The organism is Nocardioides sp. Z13_37 (assembly GCF_058355585.1).
The window spans coordinates 811,564-830,091 of record NZ_JBZGDV010000002.1 but is presented as its reverse complement, the minus strand read 5'-3'; the positions used below and the strand labels follow the sequence as shown (position 1 = coordinate 830,091).

General features: G+C 73.9%; 20 protein-coding genes. 8 read left to right on the top strand and 12 right to left on the bottom strand.

What is annotated here, in order from left to right:
• Window positions 1-16 precede the first annotated feature (16 nt).
• Both AC4H2S_RS08980 and glpK read left to right on the top strand, forming a co-directional pair.
• The gene (locus AC4H2S_RS08980) at window positions 17-856 is read left to right on the top strand and encodes a DUF1028 domain-containing protein (RefSeq protein ID WP_491496611.1); all 840 of its coding nucleotides are present in this window, start codon (window positions 17-19) and stop codon (window positions 854-856) included.
• Complete coding sequence (gene glpK / locus AC4H2S_RS08975; RefSeq protein ID WP_491496610.1) at window positions 853-2,328, top strand: glycerol kinase GlpK; 1,476 nt, start codon at window positions 853-855, stop codon at window positions 2,326-2,328. Before AC4H2S_RS08980 ends, glpK begins: the two co-directional genes overlap by 4 nt.
• Window positions 2,329-2,335: 7 nt before the next feature.
• On the opposite strand, the gene AC4H2S_RS08970 is transcribed toward glpK, so the two are convergent.
• The 3 genes from AC4H2S_RS08970 to AC4H2S_RS08960 are packed head-to-tail and all read right to left on the bottom strand — an operon-like array spanning window position 2,336 to window position 4,590.
• Window positions 2,336-3,241, bottom strand: coding sequence for a hypothetical protein (locus tag AC4H2S_RS08970; RefSeq protein ID WP_491496609.1), 906 nt, complete (start codon window positions 3,239-3,241; stop codon window positions 2,336-2,338).
• 9 nt (window positions 3,242-3,250) lie between these two features.
• The gene (locus tag AC4H2S_RS08965; protein ID WP_491496608.1) at window positions 3,251-3,700 is read right to left on the bottom strand and encodes a GNAT family N-acetyltransferase; all 450 of its coding nucleotides are present in this window, start codon (window positions 3,698-3,700) and stop codon (window positions 3,251-3,253) included.
• Window positions 3,697-4,590, bottom strand: a complete 894-nt coding sequence (locus AC4H2S_RS08960; protein ID WP_491496607.1) for an arylamine N-acetyltransferase family protein — start codon at window positions 4,588-4,590, stop codon at window positions 3,697-3,699. The genes AC4H2S_RS08965 and AC4H2S_RS08960 overlap by 4 nt, the downstream gene beginning before the upstream one ends.
• A gap of 195 nt (window positions 4,591-4,785) precedes the next feature.
• Between AC4H2S_RS08960 and AC4H2S_RS08955 the strand changes: the two genes are divergently transcribed.
• From AC4H2S_RS08955 to AC4H2S_RS08945, 3 genes are all read left to right on the top strand, one after another.
• Entirely contained in the window at window positions 4,786-5,673 is an 888-nt protein-coding gene (locus tag AC4H2S_RS08955) for a DUF4397 domain-containing protein (RefSeq protein WP_491496606.1), read from the top strand.
• Window positions 5,670-6,305: a class F sortase gene (locus AC4H2S_RS08950; protein ID WP_491496605.1), complete on the top strand. Its 636-nt coding sequence runs from the start codon at window positions 5,670-5,672 to the stop codon at window positions 6,303-6,305. Before AC4H2S_RS08955 ends, AC4H2S_RS08950 begins: the two co-directional genes overlap by 4 nt.
• A gap of 338 nt (window positions 6,306-6,643) precedes the next feature.
• Window positions 6,644-7,282, top strand: a complete 639-nt coding sequence (locus AC4H2S_RS08945) for a hypothetical protein (RefSeq protein WP_491496604.1) — start codon at window positions 6,644-6,646, stop codon at window positions 7,280-7,282.
• 9 nt (window positions 7,283-7,291) lie between these two features.
• On the opposite strand, the gene AC4H2S_RS08940 is transcribed toward AC4H2S_RS08945, so the two are convergent.
• The gene (locus AC4H2S_RS08940) at window positions 7,292-7,933 is read right to left on the bottom strand and encodes a response regulator (RefSeq protein WP_491496603.1); all 642 of its coding nucleotides are present in this window, start codon (window positions 7,931-7,933) and stop codon (window positions 7,292-7,294) included.
• A 38-nt stretch (window positions 7,934-7,971) separates the two neighbouring features.
• Entirely contained in the window at window positions 7,972-8,478 is a 507-nt protein-coding gene (locus tag AC4H2S_RS08935) for a flavin reductase family protein (protein WP_491496602.1), read from the bottom strand.
• An 87-nt stretch (window positions 8,479-8,565) separates the two neighbouring features.
• Here AC4H2S_RS08935 and AC4H2S_RS08930 point away from each other — a divergent pair, with 87 nt between their 5' ends.
• Window positions 8,566-10,803 carry a fused MFS/spermidine synthase gene (locus tag AC4H2S_RS08930; protein ID WP_491496601.1) on the top strand — a complete coding sequence of 746 codons (2,238 nt, stop codon included), beginning with the start codon at window positions 8,566-8,568 and terminating at the stop codon, window positions 10,801-10,803.
• On the opposite strand, the gene macS is transcribed toward AC4H2S_RS08930, so the two are convergent.
• From macS to AC4H2S_RS08915, 3 genes are read right to left on the bottom strand one after another with little or no spacing between them, the layout of a single operon-like run.
• Window positions 10,773-11,933, bottom strand: a complete 1,161-nt coding sequence (macS, locus tag AC4H2S_RS08925) for a MacS family sensor histidine kinase (RefSeq protein ID WP_491496758.1) — start codon at window positions 11,931-11,933, stop codon at window positions 10,773-10,775. The two genes, AC4H2S_RS08930 and macS, sit on opposite strands and share 31 nt — an antisense overlap.
• A 17-nt stretch (window positions 11,934-11,950) precedes the next feature.
• Window positions 11,951-12,739, bottom strand: a complete 789-nt coding sequence (locus AC4H2S_RS08920) for a lysophospholipid acyltransferase family protein (protein ID WP_491496600.1) — start codon at window positions 12,737-12,739, stop codon at window positions 11,951-11,953.
• 9 nt (window positions 12,740-12,748) lie between these two features.
• Window positions 12,749-13,561 (bottom strand): alpha/beta hydrolase, encoded by an 813-nt coding sequence (locus AC4H2S_RS08915; protein ID WP_491496599.1) that lies wholly within the window; start codon window positions 13,559-13,561, stop codon window positions 12,749-12,751.
• A 102-nt stretch (window positions 13,562-13,663) separates the two neighbouring features.
• Between AC4H2S_RS08915 and AC4H2S_RS08910 the strand changes: the two genes are divergently transcribed.
• Together AC4H2S_RS08910 and AC4H2S_RS08905 are read left to right on the top strand one after the other, a co-directional pair.
• Window positions 13,664-14,170 (top strand): hypothetical protein, encoded by a 507-nt coding sequence (locus tag AC4H2S_RS08910; protein WP_491496598.1) that lies wholly within the window; start codon window positions 13,664-13,666, stop codon window positions 14,168-14,170.
• A gap of 37 nt (window positions 14,171-14,207) precedes the next feature.
• On the top strand, window positions 14,208-15,434 hold the full coding sequence (locus AC4H2S_RS08905) for an ornithine cyclodeaminase family domain (RefSeq protein ID WP_491496597.1): 1,227 nt from the start codon (window positions 14,208-14,210) through the stop codon (window positions 15,432-15,434).
• Here the strand turns inward: AC4H2S_RS08905 and AC4H2S_RS08900 are convergent.
• The 4 genes from AC4H2S_RS08900 to AC4H2S_RS08885 are packed head-to-tail and all read right to left on the bottom strand — an operon-like array spanning window position 15,419 to window position 18,487.
• Complete coding sequence (locus AC4H2S_RS08900) at window positions 15,419-16,399, bottom strand: ROK family protein (protein WP_491496596.1); 981 nt, start codon at window positions 16,397-16,399, stop codon at window positions 15,419-15,421. The genes AC4H2S_RS08905 and AC4H2S_RS08900 overlap by 16 nt on opposite strands.
• Window positions 16,396-16,836 (bottom strand): hypothetical protein, encoded by a 441-nt coding sequence (locus AC4H2S_RS08895; RefSeq protein ID WP_491496595.1) that lies wholly within the window; start codon window positions 16,834-16,836, stop codon window positions 16,396-16,398. The genes AC4H2S_RS08900 and AC4H2S_RS08895 overlap by 4 nt, the downstream gene beginning before the upstream one ends.
• Window positions 16,833-18,035, bottom strand: coding sequence for an ArsA family ATPase (locus tag AC4H2S_RS08890; RefSeq protein WP_491496594.1), 1,203 nt, complete (start codon window positions 18,033-18,035; stop codon window positions 16,833-16,835). Before AC4H2S_RS08890 ends, AC4H2S_RS08895 begins: the two co-directional genes overlap by 4 nt.
• 14 nt (window positions 18,036-18,049) lie before the next feature.
• Window positions 18,050-18,487, bottom strand: a complete 438-nt coding sequence (locus tag AC4H2S_RS08885) for an SRPBCC family protein (RefSeq protein ID WP_489974664.1) — start codon at window positions 18,485-18,487, stop codon at window positions 18,050-18,052.
• Window positions 18,488-18,528 lie beyond the last annotated feature (41 nt).

Below are 18,528 nucleotides of genomic sequence, written 5' to 3'. Positions count from 1 at the left end.
ACACTAGGGTCGGGCCATGACGTTCTCGATCGTGGCCCGGTCCGACGACGGTGAGTCGTGGGGCGTCGCGGTGGCCTCCAAGTTCCTGGCCGTGGGCTCGGCCGTCCCTGCGGCCGCGGCCGGCATCGGCGCCATCGCCACGCAGGCCGACGCCAACACCTCCTACAAGTACCTCGGTCTCGCCCACCTCGACGACGGCGCGACCGCCCAGGTCGCCCTCGACCGGCTGGTGGAGGACGACGAGGACCGCGAGCACCGGCAGGTCGGCATCGTCGACTCCGACGGCAACGCCGCGACCTTCACCGGAGCCGAGTGCTTCGCCTGGGCCGGCGGGACGACCGGACGCAGCGGTGAGCGGGGCGGCTACGCGATCCAGGGCAACATCCTCACCGGACCCGAGGTGGTGGAGGCGATGGAGCGGGCATGGATCGGCGCCGAGGGCCGCTCGCTCGAGCGCCGCCTGCTCGCCGCGCTGACGGCGGGCGACGAGGCGGGCGGCGACAGCCGCGGGCGCCAGTCCGCGGCGCTGCTCGTCGTGCGCGACGGAGCCGGCTACGGCGGCCACGACGACGTCGCGGTGGACCTCCGGGTGGACGACCACGCCGACCCCGTCGCCGAGCTGACGCGCCTGGTCGAGCTCAACGAGCTCTACCTGACCGCCTCGACGCCCGAGGAGCAGGTGCCGGTCGACGACGCACTGATGATCGAGCTCGAGTCGCTCGCCAAGGCGGAGGGCAAGGACAGCTTCCGGGAGTGGGTCGGGTCGGAGAACTACGAGATGCGCGTCGCGCCCGGCCTGCGACCGGCCTGGATCGACCGCCGGGTGCTCGCGATCCTCCGGGGCGACGCGCAGTGAGCATCCTGGCCATCGACGCCGGCACGACCGGGGTCACCGCCGTCGTCGTCACGCCCGACGGCCGGATCGAGGCCACGGGCTACCAGGAGTTCCGCCAGCACTTCCCGCGGCCCGGCTGGGTCGAGCACTCGGCCGAGGAGATCTGGCAGGCCACCATCGAGGCCACCCGCGAGGTGCTCACCAAGGTCGACCAGTCGGAGCTGACGGCGATCGGCATCACCAACCAGCGCGAGACGATCGTGCTGTGGGACCGCGAGACGCTCGGCTCGCCGCGGCGGGCGATCGTGTGGCAGGACCGGCGCACGGCAGACATCTGCGACCGGCTCCGGGCCGAGGGCCACGAGGACCGGGTCGCCGAGCTCACCGGCCTGCGCCTCGACCCGTACTTCTCCGGCACCAAGCTGACGTGGCTGGCCGAGAACGAGCCGCACACGTGGGCGCTCGTCCAGTCCGGCAGGTACGCCGTCGGCACGGTCGACTCCTACCTCATCGCCCGGATGACGCGCGGCACCTGGCACGTCACGGACGTCTCCAACGCCTGCCGCACCCTGCTGCTCGACCTCGAGTCGGGCGAGTGGTCCGACGAGCTGTGCGAGCTCTTCGGCGTCCCCCGCGACGCGCTGCCCGACCTGGTGCCCAACTGGGGCGAGATCGCGCCGACCGACCCGGCCACCTTCCTCGGCCTGTCCCTGCCGATCGCGGGGGTCGCGGGCGACCAGCAGTCCGCGCTCTTCGGGCAGACCTGCTTCGACGAGGGCGAGTCCAAGTGCACCTACGGCACCGGCTCCTTCGTGCTCACCAACACCGGCGGCACGGCGGTGCGCAGCGACGCCGGGCTGCTGTCGACCGCCGCGTGGCGCTCCCCCGGAGGTGAGCTGACCTACGCCCTGGAGGGCGCCATCTTCGTCACCGGGGCGGCGGTGCAGTGGCTGCGCGACGGGCTGCAGATCGTGGGCAGCGCCGCCGAGACCGCGGCCCTCGCCGCGACCGTGGACGACTCCGACGGCGTGGTCTTCGTGCCGGCGCTCACCGGGCTCGGGGCCCCGCACTGGGACCCGCATGCGCGGGGCGCCATCCTCGGCATCACCCGCGGCACCACGCGCGCCCACCTCGTGCGCGCCACGCTCGAGGGGATCGCCTTCGAGGTGCGCGACGTGCTGGAGACCCTGCCCGAGCTCACCACGCTGCGCGTCGACGGCGGCGCGGCGGCCAACGACTTCCTCTGCCAGCTCCAGGCCGACCAGATGGGGCGAGCGGTGGAGCGACCGGAGATCGTGGAGACGACGGCGCTCGGCGCGGCCTTCCTCGCCGGGCTCGGCACCGGGGTGTGGGACTCGACGGACGACCTGCGCGAGACGTGGTCGCTGGACCGGCGCTTCGAGCCCGGGGGCGACCGCGGCGCGCTCGACGCGGCCTACGCCAGGTGGAGCGAGGCGGTGGAGCGGTCGAAGGGGTGGGCGAGCCTCGGCTGAGCGGGGGTCAGCCCTTCAGCCGCTCGCGCGCCTCGCGTGCCGCCTCGACCTGCGACCTGGCCTCGTCGACGGCCTCCTCGACCTCGGCCTGTGCCGCCTCGGCCTCGGCGAGCTCCTCGTCGACCTCCTCGAGGGTGTCCTCGAGCGAGGCGATCCGCCCGCGCAGCTCGTCGATCTCGGATTGGACCTGGAGCGTGCGCGCCTGCAGCTTCTCCACCGACCGGCGGGCCGCCCGGTGCTCCTTCTCGTGCTCCTTCAGCGTGGCGCGCGCCTCGGCGAGCCGCTCGTCGGCCGCCGCCCGCGCCTTGACGTCGGCGTCGGGGTCGGGGACGACGTGGAGCTGCGGGCGCTGCGTCGGGTCGGGGCCCGGCGCCGGGCGGGCCTTCGCGCTGAAGCCGAGCGCCTCGGGCACGGCCACGGCGCCGCTGAGGTCGAGGTCGCCCAGCCCGGTCGCCGACAGCGCGGACACCAGCAGGCCGCTCCGCACGGCGCGCGCCGCGTCGGGCTCCAGCATGGCGGCCGTGAGGGTGGCCTCCACCTGCTCGGCCACCGACTCCGTCGTGCGCACCCCCTCCTCGCGCGCCATCCGGCGCGCCGCCGTGGTGACCGACGCGGTCAGCTGGCGGCGCTGCTTGGTGAACTCGCGCAGCTGGGTGGCGTCGAGGTTGTCCTGCGCGTCGCGCAGGGCCTCGCCGACGGCCAGCACCTGGTCGACCTGGTCGGGGTCGCGGCGCACGAGCAGGTTGACCACCCACGCCGCGACGGACGCCTTGCGCAGCCCCTTGATCGAGGCGGCGAGGTCCTTGTCGGCCTTGTGCTCCTTGACGAGCGCGTCGCGCGCGGGCGTGAAGTCGGCGAGGGGCAGGGCGTAGAGGTCGTCGGCGATCTCCAGCAGCGGGTCGGCGTCCGGCATGCACCGATCCTAGGGAGCCGCGTACTCCACCTCGGTCGGACAGGGCGGCCAGGGGCACTCCTGGGTGACGCCGGTCGGCGCCCAGCCGAGGGACCCGTAGAGCCGGCGCGCCCGGGCGTTGGCCTCGAGGACCCACAGCCGCCGTGCTCCCGCCGCCTCGGCACGGAGGAAGCCCTCCCGGCCCAGCCCGGCGTTCCAGTGGTCGGGTCGCACCGCCAGGTGCCGCAGCGTGGAGCCGTCGTGGGCGGCGAGGGCGACCAGCCCGTGCTCGTCCTCCACGACCTCCACGATCACGCCCGCGTCGTCGAGGAGCAGCGCCCAGCGCGCGAGCACGTCGTCGTCGGGGTAGGGCAGCTCTCCGAACACGTGGGCGAGCCCCGTGCGGCTCGCGACGCGCTCCAGGTCGCGCAGCGCGACCACGTCGTCCGCGGTGGCCCGCCGCCACTGCCGCGCCGTCACGGCCGACCCGCGTCGTCCCAGGCCCGGTGGGAGGCCAGGGTGCGCTCCCACAGCGAGGTCCACTCGTCGTCGGTGACGTCGTCGACGGCGAGGAGCAGGTCGTCGGCCAGCGCGCCGCGCCACTCGTCGTACGACGTCAGGTCGCGCTGGTCCTTCCCGGCCGGCGTCATGACCTGGTGCACCAGTCCCCGCACGGTGAGCTGGCGCGCCCCGTCGATGCGCTGGACGACGACGACGCGCCGGAAGGGCGAGTCGGCCGCGCGGCTGAGCGTCGCGTGCGCCGCCTCGACGGCCTCGGCCGAGTGGTCGCGGGACGTGACGACCATGCCCCGCAGCACCCCGCCGGGCAGGTGCCGGTAGGTCCAGGCCGCGGGCCCGGTCGGGCGCCCGGCCGCCTGGGCGCCGTAGCCCGCACCGATGCCGAACGACCACCCGTCGACCAGGTGGTCGCCGCGCACGAGGGGCAGCGGCTCGGCGAAGCCCTCCCCCAGACCGGCGTCCGCCCACCAGTGGCCGCCGGGGTTGTCGTCGGTGGGCAGCCCGGAGACGACGAGCATCAGGTGGTTGAGCGCGGTGCCGAGCTCGTCCTCGGGCCGGAACCAGACGTGGCCGTGGCGGCGGCTGACGGCGAACCCGAGCCGCTCCAGGAGCCAGCCGAGCGCGCCGTTCTGCTGGAAGCAGTAGCCGACCCGCCGGCCACCGGCGGCACGCGCCGCGGCCGCGACCCGGTCGACCGGGTCGGGACGCCCGAGCATCGTGGAGAGGTTGTCGTAGGGGATCGTGGCGACGTGGGCCCGGTGGACCTCGCGCAGCCCGGCCAGGGTCGGGGGCGGCACGGCGTCCAGCCCGATGCGCGCGCGGTAGGCCTCGACCACGGTCTCGTCGTCCACGCTGCTCCTCGCTCTCGCCCGCCCGGCCACCGGGCGAGACCGACCGTAGCCCGTGGCCCGGCGAGACGTGCGTGGGCATACCCCATATCGGGGTTGAGCCGCCCGATCGGCGGGTGTTCAGGTGAGGACGGTCTCCCGCTCGGGACGCCGGGCTCTGGGGGTGTGGTGGGGATGCGTCGACGACTTCGTGCACTGGTGGCGGCAGCGTGTCTGCCGCTCGTGGTCGGCCCGCCCGCGAGCGCCGACACACCGGCACCAGCGCCCGCCCGGGTCACCGTCATCCAGGCCGTGCCCGGCGCCTCGGTCGACGTGTCCGTCGACGGGCGCGAGGTCGCCGCGGGTGCCGCGGTCGGCGACGTGCTGGGCCCGTTCGACCTGCCGGCCGGCGACCACGAGATCACCTTCCGCGGCGACGGCGTCCGGGTCGACTCGACCCTCGACGTCGGCGCCGGCGAGGCCAGCGACGTCGTCCTGCACCTGCCGGCCGAGGTGGGCGGCGATCCCGTCGTCCACTCCTACGCCGCGCCCACTGGCCACATCGGCCCCGGCAAGGCCCGCGTCCTCCTCGCCCACACCGCGACCGTCGCGCCGGCCGACGTCGAGGTGGACGGGCAGACCGTCTTCACCAACATCGCCAACGGGGAGTTCGCCGACGCCGACGTGCCGGCCGGGTCGATCGAGGTGGCGCTGCTGCCCGCCGGGACCGACGCCGACCCCATCCTCGGGCCGCTCGACGTGGCGCTGGAGGCCCGCACCCTCTCGATGATCTACGCCTACGGCAACCCGCGCGACGGCTCGATGAACGTCATCGCGCACACGGCGCAGCTCGCCCCCGACGGGAGCGTGCGTCCCTCCCGCATCGACACCGGCGCGGCGGGACTGGTCCGCGACCCGGTCGCCCCGTTCGCCGCACCCGGCGCAGACCTGCCCACCGCCGGCCCGTCGGACGGGGCGTGGCCCGCCGTCGCGGCGACGGCGCTGGCGGCGCTGATGGCGCTGGGCCTCCTCGTCGTCTCGCGACGCTCCCGCACCAGCACGCGTCACCCGCGAGCCGGCACCTCCGCGCCACCACCCGCGGGATGACCCGCAGCGCACCCGGGGTCCTGGTGTCCGCCTGCCTCCTCCTCGGCGCCGGGTGCGCCGGGGCCGGCACGGTCGCCACCCCGCCGGCTGCCGACGAGACGACGACGCAGTCCGCTGGTCCCGGCGCCGCACCGGTCCGCCCCGCGCGCCGCGCGCGCTCGGAGGTGTCCCCGCGCCGGCCGGCCAGCGCCACGCTGCCCAGCGGACGCGTCGTGCCCGTGGCCGCCGCCGGCACGACGGAGGCCGGCGTCCTCGACGTGCCCGACGACGTCGACGTCGCCGGGTGGTGGCGCGGCGGCTCCCGGATCGGCGACCCCTTCGGCTCGATCCTCGTCGCCGCCCACGTCGACTCGCGGTCCGAGGGACTCGGACCGTTCGCCGAGCTGCTCACGACGCAGGAGGGCGCACGGGTGCGGCTCGAGGCCGACGGCCTCCGGCAGGACTTCGAGGTGACGTCGCGCCGGCTGGTGCCGCAGGGCAGCCTCGCCGACGACGCCTGGATCCACGACGCGGCCGGCGGGCTCCGGCTGACGCTGGTCACCTGCGCGCCGCCCTACGACGCCGGACGCGGCGGCTACCAGAACCTGGCCGTGGTGAGTGCCCGGCCGATCGGTCCCCCGGAGACGACATGAGCCCGAAGAAGCCCTACCAGAAGCGCCTGCCCACCGTGCTGCCGCCGGCGCCGCGCCGTGCCCCCGAGCAGCGCGCGCCCGCGCCCCGCGCCGCCCAGCCGGCGCCCCCGTCTGCTGCCCCGTCAGGTTCCCCCGCGCCCACCTCCGAGGCGCTCCCCACGGCGAATCCCGCGGACTCCCGACCGGCTCCCCCGCCGCCCCGCGCACCCCAGCCGGCACAACCCCGCGTCGTCGCACCCGCCTCGCCGGCGCCCGCCCGCACCCCCACGCCCACTCCCGCTCCCACTGCCGCTCCCGCTGCCCGCCCGGACCGACCGGCTCGCCGGACGCTCGTGCTGGTGGCGCTCGCGCTCGCGGGGGTCCTCGGAGGTGCCGTCGCGGTGTGGCAGGTCGTCGGGGTGGACGGGTCCTCGCGCCCGCCGGCGGCGTCCCTGCCGATCGACGGCTGGCCGGCGGCCGGCGAGTCGCGGGCGGTGACCGACGTGCTCCCCGACGGCGACCTCGAGGTGACGCACTGGATCCACGCCGATCGCCCCCTCGACGAGGTCGGGCTCGCTCTCCCGGACCTCGGCGGGGCCGGCGAGGTCGCCGCGTCCGACGTGGAGGTCGTCGCCGACGGCCGCACCGCACCCGGGCCGCGCGTCGTGCCGGCGGGCGGGTCGTCGTACTCCTTCCCCGACGCGACCCGCATCCAGGTGCGCTACCGGCTGACGGGGGCGGTCGAGCGGAGCTCCTCCGCGGAGGGCCGGGGTCTCGCGACCACGACGTCGCTCGACGTCACCGCCACCCAGGCGCGCGACGTGCGGGTGGTGCGGTCGCGGGAGGTGCTGTCGCTCGCGTGCGCCGCGGCCGACCGGCAGCCCACGCCGTGCGGCACGTCGGGCGGGGTGTCGGGCGGCACGGACCAGTGGCGCGTCGAGCTCACCGGGGACGACGCCGTCGACCGGGTGCTCGCCGTGGTGACGATCCCGTCGTGAACCGGGAGGTCAGGCCCCGTCGAGACCGTGCTCGATGGCCCACCGGGTCAGCTGGACCCGGTTGTTCATCTGGAGCTTGCGCAGGGTGTTCTGCACGTGGTTCTGCACGGTGCGGTGCGAGAGCACCAGGCGTCCGGCGATCTGCTTGTAGCTCATGCCGGTGGCGACCATCTTGAGGATCTCGGTCTCGCGCTCGGTCAGCTGGTCGCGCGGGTCGTCGGCGGGACCGTCGGCGATGCGCCGGAACTCGCCCAGCACCAGCCCCGCGAGCCCGGGGGTGAACACCGTGTCGCCGTCGGCGACGCGGGTGACCGCGTCGATGAGCTCGGCGCTCGAGGCCGACTTGACCAGGTAGCCCGTGGCGCCCGCCTTGATGGCGTCCAGGACGTCGTCCTGCTCACCGCTGGCGGAGAGGATCAGCACGCGGGCGGTGGGGTCGTGCTCGAGCATCATGCCGGTGACCTGCACCCCGCTGTGGTCGGGCAGCTGGAGGTCGAGGACCACCACCTGCGGCGCCGCCGCGGGGAACCGCGCCATCGCCTCGCGTCCGTTGGCCGCCACCGCCACGACCTCGTGCCCGGCCGCCTCGAGGTCCCGCTCGACCGCGTCGCGCCACATCGGGTGGTCGTCGACCACCATCACCCTGACCATGTGTTCCCCCTCCGAGAGCTGGGAGGAGACTAGACCAGTCAGCCGGCCGGTGGGACGTAGCGACCCCGGCGGTGCGTCAGGGGCTCGTCGTCCTCGCCGACCACCACCTCGTCGAGGGTGCAGGTCACCAGCCGGGACCACCCCGCCTCCGCCTCGGTCTCGACGCTGACCAGGGCCCAGGTGCCGGCCCGCGCGAGGCGCGGCCCGTGCGACGTGGCGACCCAGTCGGCCATCCGCCACGGCCCGCCGGGTGCGGGGGCGGTGCCGGCGAAGGCGTCGGCCAGGTCACGGTCGTCCCACGACAGCAGCTGCACGACACCCCGCCCCGACTCGAGCAGCAGCTCGGTGAGGTCGGCGTCCGGGTCGAGCAGCGCCACCACCCTGCCGGGCTCGCCGCCCGCCACCAGCCACGACGTGACCGTCAGGCCGGCGCGCTCCGTGTCGTCCCCGGCCGTCCACAGCGAGACCGTCCCGCCGAGGCGCCCGCGCAGGCGGCGTACGGGGTCGTCCGGTGTCGGGAAGGGATGGCCGGAGTGGATCGTCATGGCATCGCCCGCTCGGTCAGGTCTTGCTGATTGTCCCCACGCAGGCGCGTGGAGATGCCTAGTATCTCGGCGACGTAGGAGGCGCTCGTGCTCGACACCCCGGCCATCGATGAGCCACAGACCATCGCCGCTCCGCCGATGGCCGAGCCGCCTCCGCGCGGGGCATGGATCGCAGTCCTGTTCGCTGCCACCTCACTGCTCGGGGCCAGCCTGCTCTTCATGGTCCAGCCACTGGCGGCGAAGCTCATTCTGCCGTCGTTCGGTGGCTCGGCCACCGTGTGGAGCACCAGCTCCCTGTTCTTCCAGGTCCTGTTGCTCCTGGGCTACGTCTACGCCCACGTCAGCTCCCGCCGTCTCGGGGCGTGGTGGCAGCCACGACTGCACATCCTCGTGCTCGTCGTGCCACTCATGTTCCTTCCGGTGGCCCTTCCGCTGGACGCCGCCCCGACAGCGGATGCCTCACCGACCCTCTGGCTGCTCAGGACACTCACGCTGATGGTCGGCGTGCCGTTCCTCGTTCTTTCCGCAACTGGTCCGCTCATCCAGCGGTGGTACTCGTGGTCGCGCGGGCCCCGCGCGGATGATCCGTACTTCCTCTTCGCCGGGAGCAACCTCGGCAGCTTCCTCGGTCTTCTGTGCTATCCGTTCGTCATCGAGCCGATGCTCACACTGAGCGAGCAGCGCTGGACGTGGACCATCGCGCTCGGCATCTTCCTCGTCCTCATGACCACCTGCGCAATGGTCGTTCGCGCTCCCCGCACCTCTCGGGAGCAGAGGGTCGCCACCGCCCCACGACGCCCGGGACCCGCCGCCCCGCAGGTGTTGACCTGGTGCGCGCTCGGCTTCCTTCCGTCGTGCCTGATGCTGGCGGTGACGGCTCACCTGTCCACCGACGTCGCGCCCATCCCACTCCTGTGGGTGCTCCCCCTCGCGGTGTACCTGGCATCGTTCGTGGCTGCCTTCGCACGACGCACCCGTCACCCGCCCGTGGGAATGACGCGTGCCGCGGTCGTGAGTGCGGTGCTGAGCGGCGTCCTCTCGCTCGTCGGTTCGGCGCTGCCGATCTGGGCGGTGATGACGGTGGATCTCACCACGGTCGCCCTCGTCAGCTATGCGGCACACGCACGACTGGCGGCGACCCGTCCGTCCACCGAACACCTCACCGGCTTCTACCTCATGATCTCCGTCGGAGGCGCTCTGGGTGGCCTGGTCAACGGTGTCATCGCACCCATGTTCTTCAATCGCGTGTGGGAGTACGGTCTGAGCCTCGCCGCGGTGCCGCTGCTCATGGGCGGTCTGCTGACCCAGCGATCGACGTGGTTCACGCGCCGCTACCACCGGTCGTTCAGGGTGGCCGTCGGCGCCCTTGCCATCAGCCTGGCGATGTTCGCGGCAGCCGCCGGTCTGGTGGTCACCGCTCGGGTCGGCATTCTCGCTGTCGTGCCGGTGCTGGCGCTGGTAGCGGCAGGCGCGTGGTTCATCGCTCGTCAGCCGGTGGCACTGACACTGTGTCTGTTGGTCGGAACGGGTGCCCTCGGGCTCCAGGCGTTCGCGACGTCCACGGAGCTCGAGCGAACGTTCTACGGCAGCTACCGCGTGGTGGACCAGGGAGGAGTCCACAAGCTGTTCCACGGAACCACCCTGCACGGCGTCCAGTTCCAGGACGGCGCGCGCCGGGGGCGGCCCACTGCCTACTATGCCGAAGGAGGGCCGCTCGGAGCGGTCATGGAGACGGTCGACCATTCACGCATGGCCGTCGTCGGGCTCGGCACTGGTGCGATCGCCGCGTACGGACGCCCAGGCGATCACCTCACGTTCGTTGAGATCGACCCCGCCATCCAGACGATCGCGGAGCGGCAGGACTGGTTCACATTCCTCGACGACAGTGCCGCGGACGTCGACGTCGTCGTGGGTGACGGACGGCTCAAGCTGGCCGAGCAGCCCGCCGGGGAGTTCGACGTCATCGTCCTTGACGCGTTCAGCTCTGACTCGATTCCCGTCCACCTCCTGACCCAGGAGGCCTTCGCCGAGTATGCCGGCCGGCTAGCACCGGGTGGCAGCCTGGTCATCCACATCAGCAACCGCATCTTCGACCTCGCGCCGGTGCTGAGCGCCCACGCCGACGAGTTGCGCTGGACTGGTGTGCGCGGCGTCGCCACCGGTGCGCCCGGTGCTGACCAGGTGGGGAGCGACTGGGTGGTGCTCACTCCGGACAACGCCACAGTCGACGCTCTGACGACACGAGACGGGTGGTCCAGGCTCGACGACCACGACCAGGTCACCTGGACGGACAACTACGCGTCAGTGCTGTCCGTCCTCAGATGACCCAGCGGCACCGCCAGCTCCCACTCGGTGCCCCACTCGCCGCTCTGCACGGTCGCGGTGCCGCCGAGCCCCTCCACGCGACCGCGGATCGACGACGCCACGCCCACGCGCCCCTCGGCCTCGGCCTGGTGGAGCCGCCCGGGCGCGATGCCGGGACCGTCGTCGCGCACCGAGACGGTGATGGCGCGCGGCGCGGCCTCGGCCAGGACCCAGGCGGTGGCGTCGGGACCGACGTGGGCCAGCACGTTGTCGAGGCACGCCTTGACCGCCGCCACGGTCTCGGCGACCACGTGGGCGTCGATCGGCACGGCGCCGCCGGGGGTGGCGACCTCGACCCGCACCGGGTGCGCGGTGGCCATGGCCTCCAGCGCACCGGCGAGGTCGACCAGGTCGCCGGCGCCGGCCGGCACGGTGTCCTGCTGCCGGATGAGCGAGCGCAGGCCGCGCTCCTGCTCCCCCGCGAGCCGACCGAGGTCGGCCCACTGGCCGCCGGCCGCCGCGCCCTGGCGCTGCACCATCGCCAGCACCTGCAGGACGCCGTCGTGGACGGCGCGGGCGAGGCGGGTGCGTTCCTCCGCGGCCGCCGCCGCCCGCTCGGCGTCGTCGCGCTCGCGCGCCATCCGCTGGAGCGACTCGCACATGTAGCCCACGATCGGACCGCCGATGACGACGAGGAAGACGTTGCCGTAGTTGCCCTGGTCGACCACCTGGCGCGGCAGCAGGTCCGTCGCCGACAGCACCACGGCGGCGACCAGGCCGCCCTTCCAGTGCCAGTGGATCGCCCACGCCAGCAGCGCTCCCATCACCCAGAAGCCCGGCAGCGTGGCGAGGAAGCCCTCCGACTTCAGCCACGGCGTCACGGCGATGGCCGCCACGGCGATCAGCAGGTCGGCGACGAGCAGCGCCGGCGTACGCGTGGAGGGACGGCTGTAGAGCCAGATCGCGACACCCGTCCAGACGACCAGCCCCAGCACGACGGCGAGCGCGACGTCGGGGTGGGCGAAGCTGTCGCGGCGGTAGGCGTTGAGGCCGACCATGTTGACGGTGACGACCACCCGCACGAGCGCGAGCGCGGAGTAGAGGCGGTCCTCGACGGCGAGGGCGGAGTCGGCCCGCGGGTGCCCCGGCAGCGGGCGCCGCAGGACGCTCAGGACGCCTTCTGCTCGGACTGCTCGGGCTGCTCGCCCGACTGCTCGCCCGACTGCTCGCGCGCCGCCTTCTCCCGCTCGGCCTTCTCGCGCTCGGCCTGCTTGGCCTTCTCCTTCTCGAGCTCCTTGGCCTTGCTGGCGTAGAGGTCGACGTACTCCTGGCCGGAGAGCCGCATGATCTCGTACATGATCTCGTCGGTGATCGAGCGGAGGATGTAGCGGTCGTTCTCCATCCCGGCGTAGCGGGAGAAGTCGAGCGGCGTGCCGAAGCGCACGACCGGGCGGGTCCAGGTGCCGTAGACCTTGCCCGTGGGGGCGACGACGTCGGTGCCGACCACCGCGCACGGGATGACGGGCGCGCCGCTCTCGAGCGCGAGCCTGGCCACCCCGGTCTTGCCGCGGTAGAGCCGGCCGTCGTGGGATCGGGTGCCCTCGGGGTAGATGCCGAAGAGGTCGCCGTCGGCGAGGATCCGCATCGCCGACTTCATCGCGCCCTCGGCGGCGTTGGCGCCGGAGCGGTCGATCGGCACCTGGCCGGCGCCGGTGAAGAACTTCTTCTGGAACCAGCCCTTGATGCCGGGGCTGGTGAAGTACTCCGCCTTGGCGACGAAGGTGACGCGACGGTTGAGCGTGAGCGGCATGAACAGCCAGTCGGCGTACGACAGGTGGTTGCTCGCGAGGATCGCCGGACCCACCTCGGGTACGTTCTCCACACCGTAGGCCTTGGGCCGGAAGACGAGTCGCAGGACGGGCCCGAGGGCGATCCACTTCAGGAACCAATAGAGCACTGTCCGAGACTATCCCTGCTGCGCGGCGGTGACCCGCTCGATGAACTCGGCGGACTCGGCGAAGATCCGCGGGGCGTCGTGGTCGAGGGTGGCGACGTGGTAGCTGTCCTCCAGCACCCGCTCCTCGAAGTCGGTGGAGGAGAGGCGGGCGTGCAGCGCGCGCGAGCTCGCGATGTCGACCACGTGGTCCTCCGCCGAGCGGAAGAAGAGCACCGGGACGGTGATCCTCGGCAGGTCGCGTCGCAGGTCGGCGTAGCCGGCGAACATCGACGCGGCCGCCCTCAGCGGCGTGGTCGGGTAGCCGTGCTCGTCGGCGCCCGGCTTCTTGATGTCGTTGGCGATGCCCGGCATCCCCGGGACGACGTGCTTGAGCAGGGGCAACAGCCTGACGTCCTTGCGCAGCGTGTCGACCGCGGGGTTGACCACGACGATGCCGGCGAGCTGCTCGCCGTGGTCGGCCGCGAGCCGCAGGCACAGCGCGCCGCCCATCGAGAGCCCGACGGCCACCACGGCGTCGTTCTCCGACGACAGCTTGTCGAGGGCCCCTTCGACGGTCGCGACCCAGTCGGCCCAGGTGACCTTGTTGAGGTCCTGCCAGCGGGTGCCGTGTCCGGGGAGCAGCGGCATCTCGACGGCGTAGCCGCGTGCGGCGAGGTCCTCGGCCCACGGACGCATCGAGGCCGGGTTGCCGGTGAAGCCGTGCTGCACCAGCACGCCGATGCGCCGCCCTCCCGTCAGCTCCGGCCGCGCGGGGGTCGACATCGGCGCGACCCGCTCGGGGTCGAGGAGCGGGGCCCGGGTGCCCAGGAGGGGGAGCTTCACGCGCACAGTGTGCACCAGCGCGGCGCGGTCGTGCCCCGGGCGCGTCGCACGGGTGGCGAGCGACCCGCGACGCGGAACCAGCCCCCCGCTACCGTTGACCACGTGAGTCGCCCGGAGGACGAGAGCCGCACCGAGCTCGCGTGGCGCGAGATCGTCGCCCACTACGGCGAGCGCGCCGTCCTCGACGACCAGGAGCGCTCGTCCCCCGGCGCCGACACCCCTCCCGCCGACCGGGTCGAGGGCCCGAGCGACGACCGGCCGGGCGATCCGGACGACGACTCCGCGGAGCCCCTGACCGACGAGCTGCCCGAGCACCTGCGCGACGTCGACGAGGTCGAGCGTCGCGAGCAGGCGATCGCTCGCGCCGAGAAGTTCCAGCCGCCTCCCCCGCCCCCCTTCCCCGTCCCGCGCACGTGGCAGCGGGGCCTGGCCTGGGCGGGGGTGTTCCTCTCGCCGGTCATCGCACTTGTCATTGGACTGTTCTCGTTCTACGTCACGCCGCTGGTCGGCTGGGCGCTCGTCGGCTGGTTCGTCGGCGGGTTCGTCTACCTCGTCCTGGACATGCCGAAGGCACCGCGCGATCCTTGGGACGACGGCTCGCGCGTCTGAGCCCCGGCCCGGCCTCGCGGGGCGTATGGTCTCGCGCGTGGGGGCGCGCGAGACGGTCGAGATCACGGGTCACCTGATGGACAGCGGCATCCTGTCGCGCGTCCTCGACGACGTGCGGGAGTACGGCGGCGACTACGTCATCGAGGAGTTCGACGTCGGTCACGACGCGCACGACCCGAGCTGTGCCCGCATCACCGTCGAGGCGCCCGACGAGGACTCGTTGCAGCGCCTCCTGATGCGGCTGCAGACCCGCGGGGTCAACCAGGTGCTGCACGGCGACGCGACGCTGGTGGCCGCCGAGCACGACGGCGTCCTCCCCGACGGGTTCTACGCCACGACCAGCCTCCCGACGCGCGTCCGGCTGGACGGGCGCTGGCACGACGTCGAGGCCCCCGAGATGGACTGCGGCCTGCTCGTCGAGACCACGCCCTCCGGTGAGCACCGCGTCCGGACGATCCCGATGCCCGACGTCGTGCGCGGCATGCGCGTCGTGACGGGTGCCGCCGGCATCCAGGTGAGCGTGCCGGGTCGCCGGATGGCGCCGGCCGCGGGCGGCTCCGGTGAGGGTGACGGGCCCGACCGTCCGCAGACGGTGTTCGTGCGCCAGGTCGCCGACGGGATGCGCGCGGCCCGGGCCGACGGCAAGCGGCTGCTCTGGGTGGCCGGGCCGGGGGTGGTGCACGCCGGAGCCGTGCCCGCTCTCGTGGCGCTCGTCCGGGACGGGTGGGTCGACGTCCTCTTCGCCGGCAACGCCGTCGCCGCCCACGACGTCGAGGCGGCGCTCCACGGGCCGGGCATCCGGGGTGTGCGGGGCTACGAGCACGGCCACGAGCACCGCGTGCGGGCCGTCAACACGATCCGCAAGGCCGGCTCGATCGCGCAGGCCGTCCGCGACGGGGTGCTGTCGAGCGGGCTGATGCACGCACTCGTCACGCACGACAAGCGCTTCGTGCTCATGGCCTCGGTCCGCGACGACGGGCCGATGCCCGAGGCCTACACCGACGTCGTCGAGGGACAGCGGGCGATGCGCGCGGAGGTCCGCGACGTCGGCCACTGCATGATGCTGGCGACCCGGCTCCTCGCCTCCGCCACGGGCAGCCTCCTGCCCGCCACCGTCCCGCTGGTCTGCGTCGACAGCGACCCCGCCACGGTCGGCCGGCTCACCGACCGGGGGGCCAACCCCGGGCGCGGCATCGTGACCGACGTGGCCCTGTTCCTCGAGCAGCTCGCGCTGGAGCTGGTGCCCGACTACCGCTGGGCGTGAGCCGCGGACACCAGCAGGGCCGCGCCGATCATGCCCGCCTGCGGGCCGAGCCGGGCCGGGAGGACGTCCGGGGTGCGGCGGTGGCCGCCGCCGACGAGCGAGCGTCGCAGCGCCGCGCGCGCCGGCTCCAGCAGCAGGTCGCCCGCCGCGGACAGGCCACCGCCGACGACCACGACCTCGGGATCCAGCGCGGCGACGAGGTTGGCCGTGCCCACACCGAGCCAGTCGCCGACAGCGGCGAACGCCTGCGCCGCGACGGAGTCACCGCCCTCGGCCGCGGCCGTCACCATCGGTCCGGTCACCCGGTCGACGTCGCCGTCGGTGGTCTCGTGCAGGACCGACGGCTGCTCGGCCATCAGGGCGCGGGCGTGACGGACGAGGGCGTTGCCCGACGAGTACTGCTCCCAGCAGCCGCGTCGCCCGCACTCGCACGGCAGCCCGTCGGGAACGACCTGCATGTGCCCGAACTCGCCGGCCATGCCGTTGGCACCCCGCACGACGCTCCCCTCGAGGAGCACCGCACCGCCGATGCCGGTGCCCATCGTGATCATCAGCGCCGACCCCGCCCCCCGCGCGGCACCGTGGGCCGCCTCGGCCCGCGCGGCGCAGTTGGCATCGTTGTCGAGCAGGACGGCACAGCCGAGTCGGTCCGCCAGCAGCTCGCGCAGCGGCTCGCCCTGCCACGGCAGGTGCGGGGCGAACATCACCCGCTCCCCCTCCCGGTCGACGAACCCCGCGGCAGCCACGCCCACGCCGGCGACCGGCGCACCGCCCGCGGCCTCGACGACCGCCTCGACCAGCGCGTCCTCGACCCGGCTGGTCACCACCCGGCGACCCGGGGTCGTACGCCGCGCCGTGCGGGTGACCCGCCCCTCGGCGTCGACCACACCGGCCAGCACCTTGGTGCCCCCGATGTCGACCCCGACCACCACCCCGGGCACCGCGCCGGGCACCGCGCCGCTCACGGGTCCTCCGGCCACTCGTCGTCGAGATCGATGTGCTCGACGCCCGCGCTGTCCTCGCGGCGAGGCGCCCGTGGCTCCCTCGTCGCCACCAGCGCGGAGAACGCCTGCGCCAGCGACGCGGCCGCGGTCCCGAGGTGGGCACTCACCTCGGGACTGGTCTGGCGCACCGCGGCCACGAGCCGGCACACCGGACACACCGTGCACTCGGCCGCGCCGGTCGCGAGGTGGTCGTCGACATCGTGGGCCGAGGCCGCGACGTGCGACGCGAGCCCGGTCAACCCGTCGCCCGCCTCCTCCACGTGCTCGCGCGCCCAGCCGGAGAGGGCCCCGAGCAGCTTGGCCGCCTCCTCCCCCAGCGACCCCACGGCATGCGGGTCGGGATGCGGGTCGGCATTCGGGTCGGCATGCGGGTCAGCGTGGGGGTCTGCGTCGGTCACGAGGCCTCCTCGGGCGCGTCGTCGGGTGCGGCGTCGGCCGGGGCGGTGAACCGGACCTGCAGCTCGCCGTCGCGCACCCGGGCGCCGGCGACGCGGTGGCGGGCGAGCCCGGTCGGCAGCGTCAGGAGCCGGCGGTAGGACGCCACCGAGACGATCAGCTCGTCGCCCTTGCGGACCAGGCCGACGTCGTCCTGGGCGGCGAGTGGCAGGGGAAGCGACACGACGACGGCGCCGGGCGTGGTGCGCACCGACATCGGCGGCGCGGAGGTGCCGTGGCCGAGCGGGTCGGAGCCGTCGTACACCGACGCCGCGAGGTCGAGGAGCTCGTCGCGGCCCACGGGCTCCGCCGCCCGGTAGACCGACCGGTGCAGGTCCAGGCCGGCGAAGGAGTCCGCCGCGTCCTCGAGCCGGCGCCGCTGGGCCTCCACCCAGGTGCGGCGCCACTCGTCGGCCCCCTCCTCGGGGAAGACCCGGTTGACGATCGCCGCGTCGACGCTGTAGCCGAAGAGCGTGAGGAACGTGTAGGCCCGGCGCGCCTCGGCCAGCACGACCGACTCGGGAGTCAGGACCAGGCGCACCGATGTCTCGGGCCCGGTGAGCACGGTGCGTACGTCGTCGAGGTCGGCGTGGAGCCGCTCGATCGCGTCGAAGACCGAGTCCTCGGGCATCGGCACGCCCGCCGCGCGCGACAGCACCGGCTTGAGCGCCTTCACCACGCGCCGCTCGACCGGCAGGACGCGTCGCATGTACCACCCGAGCGCCTCGGGAAGGGCGAGCAGGCGCAGGGTCTCGGCCGTCGGCGCGCAGTCCACCACGAGGACGTCCCACTGCCCCGACCTCGCCTGCGCGCGCACCTCCAGCAGGGCCAGCACCTCCTCGGCGCCGGGGATGACGGTCAGCTCCTCGGCGGCGACGGGGTCCACCCCGGCCACGTCGAGCACGCTGAGGAGGTAGCCCTGGATGTCGGACCACGACCGCTCGAACCGCTCCTGGGCATCGACGTGCTGCACCCACAGGTTGTCCGCGGCCTCGGTGGGCTCGGAGGAGGCGGCGACGTCCAGCGCGTCGGCCAGCGAGTGCGCGGCGTCGGTCGACAGCACGAGGGTCCGGTGCCCGGCCGCGGCCGTCGCGCACGCCGTCGCTGCGGCCAGCGTCGACTTGCCGACGCCGCCCTTGCCGGTGAACAGCAGGATCCGCATGCCCGGACCGCGCGTCAGAGCGACTCGACGCGCTTCTTGAGGCCCTTCAGCGCGGCGTCGATGAGGATCTTCTCGCCCTTGCGCTTGAGCATGCCGATGAGCGGGATGCTCACGTCGAGCGCGAGCCGGTAGGTGACCTCGGTGCTGCCGTCGCCGCGGTCGACGAGCGTGTACGCGCCGTCGAGCGCCTTGAGCATGTTGCCCTCGACGAGGGTCCAGGTGACCTCGCGGTCACCGTCCCAGTCGTAGGCGAGGGTGTACTCGTCCTTGATCGGGGAGACGTCGAGCGCGAAGTAGACCTGCTCGGCCCGGTCGCCGGTGCCCGGGACCGTGACCTCCGCCTTCTGCACGCCCTTGGCCCACTCGGGATAGGCCTCGAAGTCGGCGATGACGGCCATCACCTCGGCCGGAGGAGCGTCGACGACGATCGACGAGGAGGTCTGTTCGGCCATGGCCGGAGCCTAGCCCACCGCGGCGCGCGTGACGGCCCGGT